5 protein-coding genes and 1 pseudogene are annotated in these 16,970 nt (G+C 72.9%); 1 reads left to right on the top strand and 5 read right to left on the bottom strand.

Annotation, left to right across the window (positions count from 1 at the left end; all coding sequences use genetic code 11):
• Positions 1-81 precede the first annotated feature (81 nt).
• The 5 genes and pseudogenes from FHX82_RS35705 to FHX82_RS35685 form a co-directional block, all read right to left on the bottom strand.
• Positions 82-9,542 (bottom strand): annotated as a pseudogene (locus FHX82_RS35705) (amino acid adenylation domain-containing protein).
• Positions 9,539-11,482 (bottom strand): ABC transporter ATP-binding protein, encoded by a 1,944-nt coding sequence (locus FHX82_RS35700; RefSeq protein ID WP_145935259.1) that lies wholly within the window; start codon positions 11,480-11,482, stop codon positions 9,539-9,541. Before FHX82_RS35700 ends, FHX82_RS35705 begins: the two are co-directional and overlap by 4 nt.
• Positions 11,483-11,625: 143 nt before the next feature.
• On the bottom strand, positions 11,626-12,744 hold the full coding sequence (locus FHX82_RS35695; RefSeq protein ID WP_145935260.1) for a prephenate dehydrogenase: 1,119 nt from the start codon (positions 12,742-12,744) through the stop codon (positions 11,626-11,628).
• A gap of 19 nt (positions 12,745-12,763) precedes the next feature.
• Positions 12,764-13,126 carry a chorismate mutase gene (gene aroH / locus FHX82_RS35690; RefSeq protein WP_145935261.1) on the bottom strand — a complete coding sequence of 121 codons (363 nt, stop codon included), beginning with the start codon at positions 13,124-13,126 and terminating at the stop codon, positions 12,764-12,766.
• 78 nt (positions 13,127-13,204) lie between these two features.
• The gene (locus FHX82_RS35685) at positions 13,205-14,170 is read right to left on the bottom strand and encodes a winged helix-turn-helix transcriptional regulator (RefSeq protein ID WP_373308610.1); all 966 of its coding nucleotides are present in this window, start codon (positions 14,168-14,170) and stop codon (positions 13,205-13,207) included.
• A 1,317-nt stretch (positions 14,171-15,487) separates the two neighbouring features.
• Between FHX82_RS35685 and FHX82_RS35680 the strand changes: the two genes are divergently transcribed.
• Positions 15,488-16,903, top strand: a complete 1,416-nt coding sequence (locus tag FHX82_RS35680; RefSeq protein WP_183177043.1) for a cation:proton antiporter — start codon at positions 15,488-15,490, stop codon at positions 16,901-16,903.
• Positions 16,904-16,970 lie beyond the last annotated feature (67 nt).

Genomic DNA, 16,970 nt, shown 5'->3' with positions numbered 1-16,970 from the left:
CGATCAGCGAAGGGCACAACGTTCAGCTGAAATTCTCCGCTGCCGCACCAGCCCGGACAATGCGTCCAAGGCAGCGGAGGTTCACCGGCCGTCGAACTCGGCTTCGAATTCCTCGATTTCTTCCCGGCCAAGGCCGAGAAGGTCCACATCGGACGCGACGGGTCCGTCCGTGGCGGGTTCCGCCGCGCCCGGCTCGACGAACGCCGCGATCCCCGCCGGCGACCTGTACTCGAACACCTCCCGCGCGCCGAACGCGATCCCTTCCCGGCGGGCCCGTGCCGCCAGCTGCATCGAAGTGATCGAATCGCCGCCCAGTTCGAGGAAACTGTCGTCCGCACCGACCCGCTCCAGACCGAGCACCTCGGCGAAGAGCGCGCACAGCACCCGTTCGACCTCGGTGACCGGTTCCCGGCCGGAAACGCGTCCGCCGAAATCGGGATCCGGCAACGCTTCCCGGTCGATCTTCCCGTTCGCCGTCACCGGCAGGGCGTCCAGCGCCGTCACCGCGGCCGGCACCAGGTAGTCCGGCAGCGACCGGGCGACCTGCTCGCGCAGCCGGACCGGGTCGACCGCGCCACCGGACACGACGTAACCGAGCAGCCGTCCGTCCCGGACCGTCACCACCGCCTGGTCGACGCCCGGCTGCGCGGCCAGCACCGCCTCGACCTCACCCGGTTCCACCCGGTACCCGCGGATCTTGACCTGCGTGTCGGCCCGCCCGGCGAACACCAGCTCACCCTCGTCGGTCCAGTACGCCAGATCCCCGGTCCGGTACATCCTCCCGCCCGTTCCAAAGGGATCAGCGACGAACCGCTCCGCCGTCAACGCCGCACGCCCCAGGTAGCCCTGCGCCACCCCGGTGCCCGCGATGTGCAGATCGCCCACGACGCCCGGAGGCACCGGGCGCAGGAAGACGTCCAGCACGTACAGCCGGCGGCCCGGGTGCGGCCGCCCGATCGGCAGCGCCGGACCCAGCTCGTCGCCGGGCTCGATGATGTGCCATGACGCGCAGAACGTGGTTTCCGTCGGCCCGTAGGTGTGCAGGACGCGCAACTCCGGGCACGCCTGCCGCACCCGCTCGACCGCACCGAGCGGCACCACGTCGCCACCGGTCTGGAAGTAGCGCAGCCCCGAGAAGGACTCCGGCGCCTCCTGCACCAGCGCCTGGAACTGCCCGGCGGTGAAGTTGATCGCGGTGAGCCCTTCCGTCACGTACGCGGCGAGCCGGTCCGCGTCGACGACACCGGGCTCGGCGAGCACCACCCGCGCACCCGACACGAGCGGCACCCACACCTCGAACAACGCCGGGTCGAAGGTGTGCGGAGCGTGCATCAGCACCGCGTCGCCGGGGTGGAGGTCCCACAACCGGTAACCCACCAAGGCTGCCACGCTGCCGTGCGAAACGACCACACCCTTCGGCGTCCCGGTCGATCCGGACGTGTACATGACGTACGCGGGATCGTCCGCCCCCACCGGAACGAGGCACGTCCCGCCCTCGCCGGGGTCGTCCACGAAGATCCGCGGGTAACCGTCCGGCACCGCGCCGGAGGCCCGGCACACCACGGCCGCGACGCCCGCGTCGGCCAGCATGAACGCCACCCGGTCCGCCGGGTAGCCGGGGTCGACCGGCACATACGCCGCGCCCGCCCGCCACACCCCGAGCCAGGCGGTGAGCAGCTCCGCCGACCGCTCCAGCACCACCGCGACCCGGTCGCCGCGCCGCACGCCCCGGTCCGCCAGTGCCCTCGCCAGCCGGCCGGACCACTCGTCGAGCTCGGTGAAGGACCAGGTCCGGTCCCCGGCCACCACGGCCGTCGCGTCCGGGGTCTTCGCCACCTGGCGGCGGAACAGGTCCACCGCCGAGGGCGCGTCCACCACGGCGTCCGTCTCGTTCCACCGCCGGACCACCAGCTCGCGCGCGGCGTCGTCCAGCAGGTCCAGGCGGCCCACCGGTGCCTCCGGCTCGGCGATCATCCGCGCCAGCACCCGGGTGAACCCGTCGAGTGCTTCCTTCGCGAGGGAGGCGCCGAGCACGTCCGGGTGGTACTGAAGCTCGATTTCGAGGCTCTCGCCCGGCATGACCCCCAGGGTGATCGCATACGGCGTCGCCTGGCGGAAGTCCTTCAGGGTCAGGCCGAGACCGCCGGCGGGACCGGACCGCGCGGCCGGATCGACGTAGTTCTCGAACACCACGACCGTGTCGAAGCTCGCCTCTCCGAGCTTCTGGATCTCCGGGAGCCCGAGGTGGTGGTGCGGGATCAGCGTGGACTGCCGCTGCTGCAGCTCCGTCAGCAACCGCAGGACCGGCTGCCCGCCGTCCAGCCGCACGCGCACCGGCACGGTGTTGATGAACAGCCCCACGACCTGCTCCGCGCCGGGCAGCTCCGGCGGACGCCCCGAAACCACCGCGCCGAACACCACGTCACGACGGCGCGCCAGCCGGGCCAGCACCAGCGCCCACGCCCCCTGCACCAGCGTGTTCACCGTCAGCCCGTGGCCACGGGCGAACTCGGTCAGCGCGGACGTCAGGTCCGGCGAAAGGCGGGCCACCTCGTGTGCCGGCAGTCCCGGGGCCCTGCCGGGCCGTTCGGGCAGCCCCAGCGCCGATCCCTCCGCGCCGGCCAGCTCCGCGCGCCAGGCCGCACGGGCGGCCTGCTTGTCCTGCCTTTCCAGCCACGCCAGGTAGTTCGCGTAGGAGCCCGCGGGCGGTGGCCCGGCGGCCACGCCACCCGCGGCGTAGATCTCCAGGAGGTCCGACTCGATGACCGCCCGCGACCAGCCGTCGATGAGCAGGTGGTGGCTCGTGGTCACGAGGCAGTGCCGGTCCGGGCCGAGCCGGGCCAGCATCAGCCGCAGCAGCGGCGGTCTCGCCAGGTCGAACTTCCGGGCGCGCTCCTGCTCCGCGATCGCGCTCACCTCGGCCAGCGCGTCCGCCTCGGCGAGGCCGGACAGATCGCGTTCGGTCCAGGGCAGCTTCACCTCGCGGGGAATGAGCTGGACCGTCTCGCCGGACTTGCGCCGGTGGAAGCACGCGCGAAGCGCGGCGTGCCGGCCGAGGACGGCCTCCCACGAGCGCCGGAACCGCTGGGCGTCCAGGGGTCCGTCGATGATCAGTGTCTGCTGGATGAGGTGGATGTCGGGCGCGTCGTCGTCGAGGGAGGCGTGGTAGAGCATCCCCTCCTGCATCGGGGACAGCGGCCAGACCTCCGCCAGCGCCGACGCGGGGGACGTCACCGGGGTGTTCACGATGTCCGGCCTTCGCTGAGTTCCGCTGCTATCGCTTCGAAGCTCTCGATCTCGTCCTGGTCCAGGTCGAGGAGGCCGAAGTCGGAAGCGGTGTGTCCCCCCGCGGCAGGGTCCTCCGCCTGCCGGGCCAGCCCGGACAACATGTCCAGCCACGCCTGGCCCAGCCGGCCGATCTCGGCCTCGTCGAGCGGGCCGTCCCGCCACTCCGCCATGAGCGTCAGCTCCGGCCCGTCCGGCAGATCCCGGACGAGCGCGTTGACCTCCAGCGCGTGCGGCAGGTCCATGCCCGGATCCATCGCACTGCCGATGTCCCCGGCCAGTTGCCACGCCCGCACAGCGTGCTGGTCCCCGGCGGCGAACCGGCCCATGTAGTTGAACCCGATCCGGGCCGGCGGCAGAGCCCGCAGGACGGGTCCCGTGTCCTCGTTGAGGTACCGCAGCAACCCGTAGCCGAGCCCGTCGCCGGGCACCGCCCGCGACTGTTCCTTGACCACCTTCAGCAACGTCCCGGCAGCCGGGCCACCGGCCAGCGCGTCCGCCAGGTCGATCCCCGCCACGTCCAGCCGCACCGGATGGGTACTGGTGAACCAGCCCACGGTCCGGGACAGATCCATTTCCCCGGCGGGATGGCGGCCGTGACCTTCCACGTCCACCAGCACCACGTCCCCGCCACGCCGGCGCGCCACCGCTCCGGCCAGCCCGGCCAGCAGCACCTCGTGCACACCGCAGTGGAACACCACCGGCGCGCGTCCCACCAGCACCGCCGTGTCGGCACCGGGCACCACCCACGCCCGCGAGCGCACCTCCCCCACCGGGGCCCGCGCACCGGCCGGCTGGTCCTCCTGACCGAGAATCGCCTGCCACGCCGGAAGTTCTCCGGCCCGTTCCGCGGAGACCGCCCATTCCTTCAGCAGGCCCGCCCACCGCCGGAACGACACGTCCACCGGCTCCAGCACCGGCTTCCGCCCCGCGGCCGCCGCCTCACACGCGACCTGCAGGTCCGACGTCAGGATCCGCCACGACACCCCGTCGACCGCCAGGTGGTGCACCACCACCAGCAGCCGTCCGAGCCGTTCCGGCCCGGCGTCCACCCACACCACCCGCACCAGCACCCCGGCCGCCGGATCCAGCCCGCGCACGGCTTCCGGCACGGCAGCCTGCACGACCTCGTCCGGTGAACCGCCGTCCACTCCTCTCCGCGTGACCAGCCCGGCCGCGTCCACCGACCCGCGCTCACCGACCACCAGGCGCCGGCTCCCGTCGCCGCCGGTCACCCGGGCTCGCAGCATGTCGTGCGTGTCCACCACCGCGGACAGTCCCCGCACCAGCGCCTCCTCGGTCAGGTCCGCGGGCGCGCCCAGCACCACCCATTGCGCGAAGCCCGGCGCCGCAACGGAATCCCCGAACATCCGCATCACCGGCGTCCACGCGACAGCGCCCACGCCGTCCGCCCCGGCGGCACGGCCGCGCTCCGGCGGCGACGGTTCCGCCGCCAGCTGCGCGATGCGCTCCGGCGTCTTCCCCTCGAAGACGTCCGCCGCGGTGAACGTCAGTCCCGCTCGCCGCGCCCGCGCCGTCAGCTGCATCGAGAGGATCGAGTCCCCGCCCAGCTCGAAGAAGTTGTCGTCGACACCGACCCGCTCCAGGCCGAGCACTCCGGCGAACAACCCGCACAACATCCGCTCGGCCTCGGTGGCCGGCTCCCGGCTCACCTTCCCGGCCGAGAAGTCGGGATCGGGCAGTGCGCGCCGGTCGATCTTCCCGTGCGCCGTCAGCGGCAGCGCGTCCAGCGGCACCACGGCGGCGGGCACCATGTACTGCGGCAGCCGCGACGCGAGATCCTCCCGCAGCGCGCGCGGATCGACGTCGCCCGGCGACACGTAGGCCACCAGGCGGCCCTCGCGGACGGTCACCGTGGCCTGAGTGACCCGCGGGTCACTGGACAGGACGAACTCGATCTCACGGGGTTCGACCCGGAACCCCCGGATCTTGAGCTGGTCGTCGGCCCGCCCGGCGGACACCAGCTCGCCCTGGTCCGTCCGGTACGCCAGATCGCCCGTCCGGTACATCCGCTCACCGGGCACGAAGGGATCGGCGACGAACCGCTCGGCGGTCAGCGCCGGGCGGCCCAGATAACCGCGAGCCACGCCGATCCCGGCCAGGTACAGCTCACCGGTGATCCCCGGCGGCAACGGGCGGAGGAACGCGTCCAGCAGGTAACCGCGGACCCCCGGAACCGGTTCCCCGAACGGGATCGGGTCCTGGCCGGGGCTGAGCGGCCTGCTCATCGTGGCGCAGATCGTGGTCTCGGTCGGGCCGTAGGCATTGATCATCCGCCGGTCCGCCGACAGGCGGTCGACCAGGCCCGGCGGGCAGAGCTCCCCCGCCGCCACCACCGTCTCCACCCGTGCCGGCAGCGCCTCGGCGGTGGCCAGCACCGACGGCGGCGCCTTCACCTGCGTGATATCCCACCGCTCCAGCGCCTCGGTCAGCGACGCCCGCGGCGGCAGGTCCTGCTCCGGCGGCATCACCAGCGTCGCCCCCGACAACAGCGCCATCATCACCTCGGACACGATGGTGTCGAAGCCGAGCGCCGCGAACTGCAGGACCCGCGACGACGGCGAGACCCTGAACCGGTCGATGTGCGCCATCGCCAGGTTCCCCAGCCCCGCGTGCGTCACGACGACGCCCTTCGGGGTGCCCGTCGAACCGGACGTGTAGATCACGTAGGCCGCGGCACGGGAATCCACCCGCGGCAACTCCGCATCGGGCCCCGTGGCCAGGTCCACCTCGTCGATCACCACCAAGCGGTCCGCGAACTCCGCCGGCACCGCCTCTCGCGTCTTCGCCGCGCACACCACCCACCTCGGGTCCGCGCTGCGGAAGATCCACTGCTTGCGCTCGTCGGGGTACGCCGGGTCCACCGGGACGAACGTGCCGCCCGCCAGCAACACGCCCAGCATCCCGGCCACCCACCAGGACGACCGCCCCACCACCAGACCGACCCGGCACTCGGACCCGACCCCGTGCGCCCGTAACACGGCGGCGAACCTCACCGCCCGGTCCCACAGCCGGCCGTACGACAGCTCGCCGTCGGCGTCCGCCACCGCCACCGCGTCCGGCCGCTCCGCCACCATCCGCCCGACCAGCGCCGGCAACGGCTCCCCGCTCAGCAACGCCGGGTCGCCGTGCGACACCGAGGCCTCGCCGACACCGGCGTGCCCCACGGGACCGGACGGATCGGCGACCACGGTGGCGAGCGCACCGGCGAACCACTCCAGCACCGACTCGGCCACGGCCTGGCTGACCTGCCCGGGCCGGTAGCCGAGCTGGATCCGGAACCGGTCTCCCGGGATGATGCCGATGGTCAGCGGGTAGTGGGTCCCCTCGATCGTGCCCAGGTACGTGAACGAGCCGGCGAAGTCCCTCGGGTAGTTCTCGAACACCAGCAGCGTGTCGAACCCCGCGCCCGGCCCCGCCGCCTTCTGGATCTCCGGTAGCCCCAGGTGCTGGTGCGGCATCAGCGCCACCTGCCGCCGCTGCAGGCCGGTAAGCAGGTCCACAATGGACTGCCGGGGGTCCAGCGGCACCCGGACCGGCACCGTGTTCATCATGAGCCCCGGCATCGACTCCACGCCCGCCAGCTCCGCGGGACGGCAGGCGACCGTGGTACCGAACACCACGTCGGTCCGCCGCACCAGCCGCGCCAGCACCAGCGCCCACGCCCCCTGCACCACCGTGGCCAGGGTCAGCCCGTGGTCGCGGACGAACTCCAGCAGCCGGGTGTGCAGCTCCGGCGGCAGGTGGGTGACGCGGTAGTCGTAGGCCGTCGCCGCGGCCGGTTTCGCGATCAGCGCGGGCTCGTCGAGGCCGGCGAGCTCCGTTCGCCAGGCCGCGCGTGCCGCGTCCTTGTCCTGCCGGCCCAGCCACGCCAGGTAGTCCCGGTAGGAGGCGGTGACGCGCCGGTCCGGCAACCGCTCCCCGGCCGCGTACACTTCGGACACTTCGTTGAGGATGACCGCCACCGACCAGCCGTCGGTCAGGATGTGGTGGTTGACGACCAGCAGGCGGTGCCGGTCCTCGCCGAGGCGGATCAGCACCAGCCGGAACAGCGGCGCCCTGGCGAGATCGAACCGCTCCTCCTGCTCCCGTTTGATGAGGGCGTCGGTGGCTGCGTCGACGTCGCCGGCCCCGGTCAGGTCCACCTCGCGCCAAGGCAGGGTGACGTGCCCGTGCACGGCCTGCACCGTCGTGCCCGACGCGAGCCGGTGGAAGCTGAGCCGCAGCTCGGCGTGCCGGGCGAAGACCGCGTCCCACGCGGCCCGCAGCCGGGCCACGTCCAGCGGCCCGGTCAGCTCCAGGAGCCACTGCGCCTGGTAGACGTCGAACCCCCGGTCGTCGAGGGTCGCCTGGAACAGCAACCCCTCCTGCAGCGGTGCCAGCGGCCAGATCTCCGCCGCGCCGGGGGCGGCGGCCGCCAGCTCCGCCTCGTCTTCCGCGGTCAGGGTGATCAGCGGGCCCTCGCCGGGTCGTCCGGCCGGTACGGCCCGCGCCGCGGCTCCCAGCCGCGCGGGGGTCCGCTCCCCGAAGACCTGGGAGGGCGTCACCAGCAGGCCGGCTTTGGCCGCCCGTGCCGCCAGGCGCACCGCGACGATCGAGTCGCCGCCCAGCTCGATGAAGTCGTCGTCGACACCGGCCCGGTCCAGGCCGAGTAGCTCGGCGAACAGTCCACACAGGACACGTTCCGCCTCGGTGGCCGGCTCGCGGCCCGTGGCGGCCGCCGCGAAATCGGGTGCGGGCAGGGCCGCCCGGTCCACCTTGCCGTTGCCGGTCAGCGGCAACGCGTCCACTGTGAGCACGGCGGCCGGGACCAGGTACTCCGGCAGCACCGCTGCGAGCCGCTCGCGGACGAGAGCGGGATCCGCGTCCGCCACCACGTAGCCGATCAGGCGCCCGTCGATCGCCACCACCACGGCCTCGTGCACGTCCGGCTGGGCGGTCAGCGCGGCCTCGACCTCGCCCGGCTCGATCCGGAAGCCGCGGATCTTCACCTGGTCGTCGGCCCGGCCCGCGAACAGCAGCTCCCCGTCCGCGTTCCACCGCGCGAGGTCGCCGGTCCGGTACATCCGCCCACCCGTCGCCCGACCACCACCCCCGCCGGAGGCGCTTCCCGCCGCTGTGTTGTCCGTCGCCGCCGGATCCGCCACGAACCGCTCCGCCGTCAGCCCCGGCCGGTCCAGGTAGCCGTCCGCCAGACCGGCACCGGCGACGTACAGCTCACCGACCACGCCCGGCTCCACCGGCCGCAACGACGCGTCGAGCACCCGGGCGCGGCGGCCCGGCAGCGGACGGCCGATCGGCAGCACCGACCCCAGCGGGTCCTCCGGTTCGAGCACGTGCCAGGTCGCGCACAGCGTCGCTTCCGTCGGGCCGTACAGGTGCCGGATCCGCACCCCGGGGCAGGCCTCCCGGACCCGCTCCACCGCGTGCGCGGGCACCAGGTCACCGCCGGTCAGCACCTCGCGCAGCCCCGCGAACGACTCCGGCGACTCCTCCGCCACCGCGCGGAAGCTCCCCGCGGTCAGGTGCGCCCGCGTCACCCCGGCCGCGACCGCGTTCCGGAGGCCCCGGGCGTCCACCGGTCCCGGTTCGGCGATCACCAGCCGGGCACCCGACACCAGCGGCACCCAGATCTCGAACAGGGACGCGTCGAAGGCGTGCGGCGCGTGCACCAGCACCGCGTCGCCGGGTGCCACCGCCCAGCCGGGCTCGCCGACCAGCTCCGCCACGCTGCGGTGCGGCACGACCACGCCCTTCGGGGTTCCCGTCGAGCCGGAGGTGTACATGACGTACGCCGGATCACGGCCGTCCACCGCGACCGTCACCGCGTCACGCGCGGCCTCGTCCGGCACGACGACCGATCCGGTCCCCTCCGGCACGACGTCACGCGTCGCGGCCGAGCACAGCACCAGCGACGCGCCCGAATCCGTCACCAGGAACTCGACCCGCCGCGCGGGATGGGCGGCGTCCACGGGCACGTACGCCGCCCCCGCCTTCCACACGGCGAGCAGCGCCACCACCAGCTCGGCCGACCGGTCCAGCACCACCGCGACGCGGTCGCCGCGGCGGACGCCCCGGCCGGCCAGGCGCCCGGCCAGCCGGCCTGCGAGCTCGTCGAGCCGGCGGTACGTCAGAACCCGGTCCCCGTCGGACACGGCCACCGCGCCGGGCGTCCGGTCCACCTGCCGGGCGAACAGCTCCAGCACCGTCGGCGGGGCCTGCGCTGCGGAATTCATTCTCCCCCTCCCCGGACCACCTGGTGCACCGGCACGGGCTCGCCGTCCGGGTCCGGCCGGGTCCCGTTGCCGCCAGCCTTGAAGAACTGCGTGTGGTACAGCTCCGCGTAGAGACCGCCCTCGGCCAGCAGCTCCTCGTGCGTCCCGCGCTCGCGGACCCGCCCGCCGTCGATCACGAGGATCTGGTCGGCTTCGCGGATCGTCGACAGCCGGTGCGCGATCACCAGCGAGGTGCGGCTGCGCAACGCGGTCTTGAGCGCCCGCTGGACCGCCGCCTCGGACTCGGAGTCCAGGTGCGCGGTGGCCTCGTCGAGCACGACGACCGTGGGTGCCTTCAACAGCAGCCGGGCGATGGCCAGCCGCTGCTTCTCCCCGCCCGACATGCGATAGCCGCGGTCGCCCGTGACGGTGTCGAACCCGCCGGGGAGGGACTCGACCAGATCCCAGATCTGGGCGCCCTTGCACGCCTCGATCAGCTCGTCCTCGGTGGCGGTGGGACGGGCGTAGAGCAGGTTCTCCCGGATCGTGTCGTGGAACAGGTAGGCGTCCTGGCTCACCACACCCACCGTCTCGCGCACCGAGCGGAAGGTGAGGTCACGCAGGTCGTGCCCGCCGAGGCGGACGGCCCCGCCCACCGGGTCGTACAGCCGCGACACCAGGTGCGTGATCGTGCTCTTGCCGGCACCGGACGGGCCGACGAGCGCGGTGAGGGTGCCCGCGGGCACGCGGAAGCTCACGTCCCGCAAGGCGTCCCGCGTCACCTCCCCGCGCTCCCGTTCGGTCCGCAGGTGTTCCAGCGAGGCCAGCGACACCTCGTCGGCGGTGGGATAGCGGAACCGGACGTGCTCGAACTCGATGTCCGGCGCCACGTTCTCCGGGAGCGCGACGGCGCCCGGGCGTTCCCGGATCAGCGGCTCCAGGTCCAGCAGCTCGAAGATCCGGGCGAAGCTGACCACGACGGTCTGCGCGGTCGCCTGCATGCCCGACAGCTGGGTGATCGGCCCGAACAGCCGCCCGAGCAGGGTGGCGATGGCGACCAACGTGCCGAGCTGGAACGCACCGGCGAGGACGAGCCCGCCGCCGACGCCGTAGACGAGCGCCGTGGCGAGCGAGGCCATCAGCGTCATCATCACGAAGGACAGCCGGGTGTAGATGGACAGGCCCACGCCGATCCGGCGGATCCGCGCGGCGCGCCCCTCGTACTCGGCCATCTCCTCGTCCGGGCGGCCGAAGAGCTTGGACAGCATCGCGCCCTGGACGTTGAAGCGCTCCTGCAGCAGCCCGCCGAGGCCGGTGTTGGCGTCCATCAGCCGTCCGGTGCGCCGCTGGATCACCCGTCCCACGTAGACCCAGGGCACGAGGAACAGCGGGATCAGCACCAGCGTGATGAGGGCGACGAGCCAGGACAGGTAGATCAGCTCGGCCAGCACCAGCACGACCGTGACCGCGCTCGTGGCCGCCATCAGCATCTGCGCGAACTGCTGTTGCGCCATGATCAGTTCGGTGTGCAGCCTGCCGACCAGCACCCCGGTCTGGGTGCGGGTGAAGAACGCGATCGGCAGCCGCCGGACGTGGTCGAGCGCCTGCACCCGCAGGTCGTAGGTGACCCCCTGGCCGATCCGCCCGGCGATGTAGGACGACACCAGCGACAGCAGCGCGCCCACCACGGCGAGCCCGGCGGCCAGGCAGGCCATCGCGACCACGGTCCCGAGCGAGTTCTTCAGGATGCCGTTGTCCACGAGTTGCTTGAGCAGCAAGGGGTTCGCGGCGACGGTCAGCGACTCCAGCAGGGCGACGACCACGAAGAGCGCCACCTCGCCGAGGTGCGGGCGGAAGTAGCCGAGCACCCTGCGCACCGTGCCCGGCCGGATGTCGGTCTCCCACGGATCGGGATCGTCGGCGCTCTTCCGCACCGCCCCGATGCGCATCACCACATCCACGCGGACACCCCTCTCCCGCTCACGGAATCAGCGGTTGCCATCGTGGTGGACGGGGTCGATGTCCACGAGTAGGCGCGACCGGCGCTCACGCCGGCACGCGAAAACCCCTGCGGTAGCGGAAAAACGAAGCACATCACGACCACCTAATGGTTCGGACCACGTTCGGATCCCGCGGTCACGGGACTCGCTGGGCCGGCTTCGGGCACGGGCGGCACGTGCCAGCCGTGATACCGCAAGACCCCGGCGAGCCTGCCGCTGTCCTCCGGGCGCACCGACACCTCGGCCACCCCGGCGGGCAGGCCCGCCGAGTGCTCCAGGCGGACGTCCTCGATGTTCACGCCCGCCCGCTCCGCCGCGGCGAACAGCCGGGCCAGCTCTCCCGGCCGGTCCCGCAGCACCACCTGCACCACGGCGCACCCGTTCCCCTGTGCCGCGTGCTTGCCCGGGATCCGGCCGTGACCGCGCACGCCGCGCCGCAACAGATCCGTCACGGCGTCGAGGTCGCCGGACCGCAACGCCGAGGCCGCTTCGGTGAGATCGACCGCGACGCGTTCGAGCACCCCCGCCACCGGCAGGGCGTTGCCGAAGAGGATCATCCGCCACAGCAAGGGATTTCCGGCGGCGATGCGCGTGACGTCCCGCAGCCCCTGCCCGGCGAGGCCCAGCGCGAGGTCGTCGCCGCCCGCCAGGCTCGCCGCCACCGCCGACGCCACCACGTGCGGGGCGTGCGACACCAGCGCGACCGCCGAGTCGTGCTCGCCCGCCCCCACCGTGACGGCCTCCGCGCCGCACAGCGACACCAGTTCCCGCGCCAGCCGCACGGCGCCCGCGTCGGCCTCCGGACCGGGGCAGAGCGCCCAGGGGCGGCCGCGGAACAGGTCGACGCGGGCCGCGGCCGGGCCGGAGCGCTCCCGCCCGGCGAGCGGGTGCCCCGGCACGAACGTGGTCAGGTCGCACCCCAGCCGCTCCGCGTCGGCGATCGGGTCGACCTTGACGCTGGCCACGTCGGTGTAGGCGCGCGCGGGTCCCTGCTTCTGCAGATCGGCCAGCCGCTCCCCCACGACGTGCGGGGGCACGGCGATCAGCGCCACGTCCACGTCCTCGCCCGTCCACTCCCGGCCCGCGCCGAGCTCACGGGCCAGCCGCACGGCGTGCGCGTCGATGTCGGAGAGGTAGACCGCGACCTCCTGCCGGCGCAGGGCCAGCGCGGCCGAGGTGCCGATCAGCCCGGTGCCGACGACGAGGACCCGCTCCACGCTCACCACCGCTCCCCGGTGCCGCTCACTGGGCGATGTCCAGCCGCAGCGCCTGGGCACCACGCAGGTAGACGTGGCGGATCGCCGAGCGCGGCCGGTCGGTCTCGACGTGCGCCAGCAGCCGGACCACCCGGGGCAGCGCCCCCGGCACCGCGATCTCCGTCGCGCACAGCAGCGGCACCTCGTGGAAACCGAGCTTGCGGGCGGCCACCGCGGGGAACTCGGAACTGAGGTCGGGAGTCGCGGTGAAGAGCACGCTGATCACGTCGTCGGTCGTGAGCGCGTTGCGGTCCATGACCTCGGCGACGAGCTCCGTCGTACCCTCGATGATCGCGTCCGGCTCGTCGGCTTCGACCTGCACGGCGCCGCGCAGCGCCCGCACCGCCATCAGAACCCCGCCCTCTCGTCGTCGCCCGCCGGCACGACCACCGCGGCCGGCCTCCTGGTTGTCCGGTTCATCGCGCGCTCACCCCGCCGCCACGTCGGTCGCCCGGTTCTCCAGGCGGTCGGCGAACTCCGCCCAGACCCGGGCGTAGTCCTTGGCGAACCCCGCGACCACCCCGCACAGGTGCGGCGGGACGCCGTGCAGGATCCGGCCCCACTCCTGCCCCTCGATGGAGTGCATCGCGAGCATGCGCAGCAGGATCCGGCCCGCCTCGCTCAGCCGGAGCGCGGGATCGGCCTTCAGCCGCTCCAGCACGGCGCGCCGGTCCCGGTCCACGGACCGGCCGAAGTCGGGCTCGGCCCACCCCACTGGCTGCGGCTTGGCGCGCAGCCGCCTGCTCCCGTCCGGGACCAGGCTTTCGCCGCGTTCCAGCCTGCCGCGCACGTCGCGAACCGTTTCCGGGGAGATGCCGACCTTCCTGGCGACCTGCCGCAGCGACAGGCCCGGGTCACTGCGGATCAGCTCGGCGGCGAGCTTCCTGCCCTCCGAACCGTCGACCGGCCGGATGCGCCCGTCCCGCCCGATCCTGGCCTCGTTCCCGTCTTCTCCCCGCCGCCGGCGCAGATCGGCCACCGTGCCGGCGGAGATGCCGGTCGCCGAGGCCACCCGCCGGTCGGACCACTGCGGATGCGTGCCGATGATCTGGATCGCCGCCCGTTTGCGATCGGCGAGCGAGAGTGGCAGACCGTGCCGGACGTTGGCCTCGACGGCCAGCACGAAAGCGTCCGATTCCGTGCCGTCGAAGCATCTCGCCACGATGGTCGTATCACCCCGGACCCTCGCCACCTTCAGCCGGTGCAGGCCGTCGATCACCCGCATCGTCGGCCGGTGCACGAGAATGGGCGGAAGCTCGCCCTCCGCCGACAGCAGGCTTTCGACGTGTTCCGGATCCTCGCCCGTGGTTCGCGGCGAGCACACCGAAGACAGCCGGGACAGCTCGATTTCGACGACCGGAAGAGCGCCTGTGTCAACTTTCGTCGGATCCACCTGGGGCCCCATCGGATTTCTTCTCTTTCGTAGTCTCTGCGGCACGACTCGGGAAACGGCGTCGCCGCCGCTCGCCCGGTCAGCACCGGTGGTGAAAAAGTCAGACCTCTCCCCCCGGCGAAAAGCGCGCGTTTCCACGATTTTTCCGCCGGTATCACCCAAACGACCCGAAGCCCAGGTCCCCGCCGGGACCTCCGTGCTACCCGCTGTCATCTGACACGAGGCATTACCACCACTCCGGTTGTCATGACGGTTTTCGGGACATGCTGAAGAAGGGAGCCGGGTACCCGTCCCACTCCCCGTTTCGAACAGGAATGCCTGGTGCTCGCCCGCCGTCGGGCCGCCGCCGTGTGTCCAACTGCCCGGCTTCGGTGCTTGGACACCGGTGCCGGGTTCACGTCACCCGGAGCTCAAGGCCCGCTCCGGCCGGCCGGGTTTTCGATCTTGCGTTTCCGGTACACGTCGCGCCCGGCCCGTAGTTCCGCCGGCCGGAATACGGATTGTTCCGTGGTCGGGAGCGACCGCCGCACCCCTTGATCCCCAGTGAGTGCACACCGCGTCAGCATGGCATGGCCGAACATCGTGGGCAATCAGCCGGCGACAGCGGGTCAGCACCGGAATCGTCGTCCAAGATCGTTTTCCGGTGGTCTCGACCACTTCCGGCGCCCGGTTCCGGCGTCAGGCGGGCTTTCCTTTTCGTGGCACGGATTCGCCCGCGCACCGGTGACACGCTGCCGAAACAGCGCGAAGCGCCGTGCCGGGCCGAAGCAGGCACGCCGGTGCGCGGAAGATCGTTTCCGGGCGCCCGGCCCCGCGGACCGCGTGCGCGGCGGCCCGGCGCGCCTGCCCGGCACCCGGCGGAACCGATACCCCTTTCGGAGCAAGGACTTTCCGGCGCGAAGACATGTGAAATCCGTGTGAGTTTTCCGTGGAATTCCGGCCGGACAGCGTATCCCTGAACTCGGCGCCGACCCGCGCTACGGTCGTTGACGAGGTTTTCCCCGCCGGGGCCGACCTGAAACCTGTTCGGCGCGAGACGGCTGAGCGCTCCGGCGCCACCCGGACCGGGTCCGACGGGTCCACAGTAGACGAGCGCGCCCCGGCGGCCGCGGCGGGGCCCCGGTGCGTGGTGGCGGCGCGGTGGTCGTTCGGCGACAATGATCCGCGCGGCCGGCCGGGGAAAGCCGGTTCATCCCTTTCCCCTCTTTCTTCCACCGCATTTCAGCCGCGAAGCAAACGAATGCGGCGCTGACACGCAGACACCGTTCCCGGCTCCGGCTTCCGGAGCCGGCACAGCCACGCTCGCGGAGGTACGCCTTGGAGTCCCGGTCCCCGTCCCCCGCTTCGGCGGCACAGAGCGCCTTCCTGCCGGGGAAGCCGGCCCGCACCCCACCCGCCGCACGGACGATCCTGCTGTACCTCCTGCTCGTGGTCCTGCCCGCGGGACTGGTCGTCGCGCTGCTCGCGAGCCACTGGACGGGCGGGACGGCGGCCGGCACCGGGCACGGTCCGCTGCCCGGCCTCACCCCGCTGGCGCGGGTGCTCGCCGCGCTCGCGGTGATCGTCGGCGCCACCCGGCTGACCGGGTTCGCGGTGCGCAGGCTCGGGCAGCCCGCGGTGATCGGCGAGATCGCGGGCGGCATCCTGCTCGGCCCGTCGGTGCTGCAGGCGTGCTGGCCCGCCGTCGGCCGGACACTGCTCGCCCCCGACGTGACGTCGACGCTCGACATCGTGGCGCAGCTCGGCGTGGTGCTCTTCGTCTTCCTGGCGGGACTGGAGGTGCGCCCGCGGGCGCTCGCGGGCCGCACCTCGACGCTGCTGGTGATCAGCCACGCGGGCATGGTGATCCCGCTGCTCTGCGGCGCGACGCTCGGCGTGCTCGGATACGCGACCTTCGCGCCGCGAGGCGTCCAGGTGGTGCCCTTCGCGTTGTTCGTCGGGCTCTCCCTGAGCATCACGGCACTGCCGGTGCTCGCCAGGATCGTCGAGGACCGCGGGTGGAACGGGACCCGCCTGGCCTCGCTGGTGCTGGCCGCCGCGGCGATGAACGACGTGCTCGCGTGGTGCCTGCTCTCGGTGGTGCTCGCGCTGGCCGGTGCCGGTTCCGGCGCCGCCGTCGTCGCGACGGTGTCGCTGACGGCCGCCGTGATCGCGGCGCTCACCGGGCTCGGCGTCTGGCTGCACCGCACCCGCAGGCGGTGGGCGGCCGCGCTCGGGCTGGGGCCGCTGCTGGTCGTCGTGCTGCTGGCGGCCGTGGCCACCGAGTTCAGCGGCGTGCACGCGGTGTTCGGCGCGTTCGCGCTGGGCGTGATCACCCCCGCGGAGTCGGTGACCGCGCGCCGCTTCCAGTCGGCGGCGGGACTGCTGCAGCCGTTGCTGCTGCCGGTGTTCTTCGCCACGAGCGGCCTGCGGACCGACCTCACGCTGCTCGGCGGCGACGTGCGGATGTGGGCGTGCTGCTTGGTCGTCGTCGTGGTCGCGATCGCCGCCAAGATCGGCTCGACCTCGCTGGCCGCCCGGTCGATGGGCATGCCGGGGCGCGAGGCCCTGCGGGTCGGCGGGCTCATGAACTGCCGTGGCCTGACCGAGATCATCGTGCTGAACATCGGCCTGAGCGCCGGGATCATCGACCCGAGGACGTTCACGATGCTGGTGCTCATGGCGCTGGCGTCCACGGCGCTGACGAGTGCCTTCCTGACGAACCGGACCGGAGCGGACCTCCTGCCGGCCTGACCGTGCGCACGCCGCCCGGTTCCGCCTCCGGGGGGGCCGGAGGCAGGACGCGCTCCCGGTCCCGATC

Source organism: Amycolatopsis bartoniae (genome assembly GCF_014191255.1).
Classification (GTDB): domain Bacteria; phylum Actinomycetota; class Actinomycetes; order Mycobacteriales; family Pseudonocardiaceae; genus Amycolatopsis_E; species Amycolatopsis_E bartoniae.
This window is presented reverse-complemented; position numbering and strand designations above follow the sequence as displayed.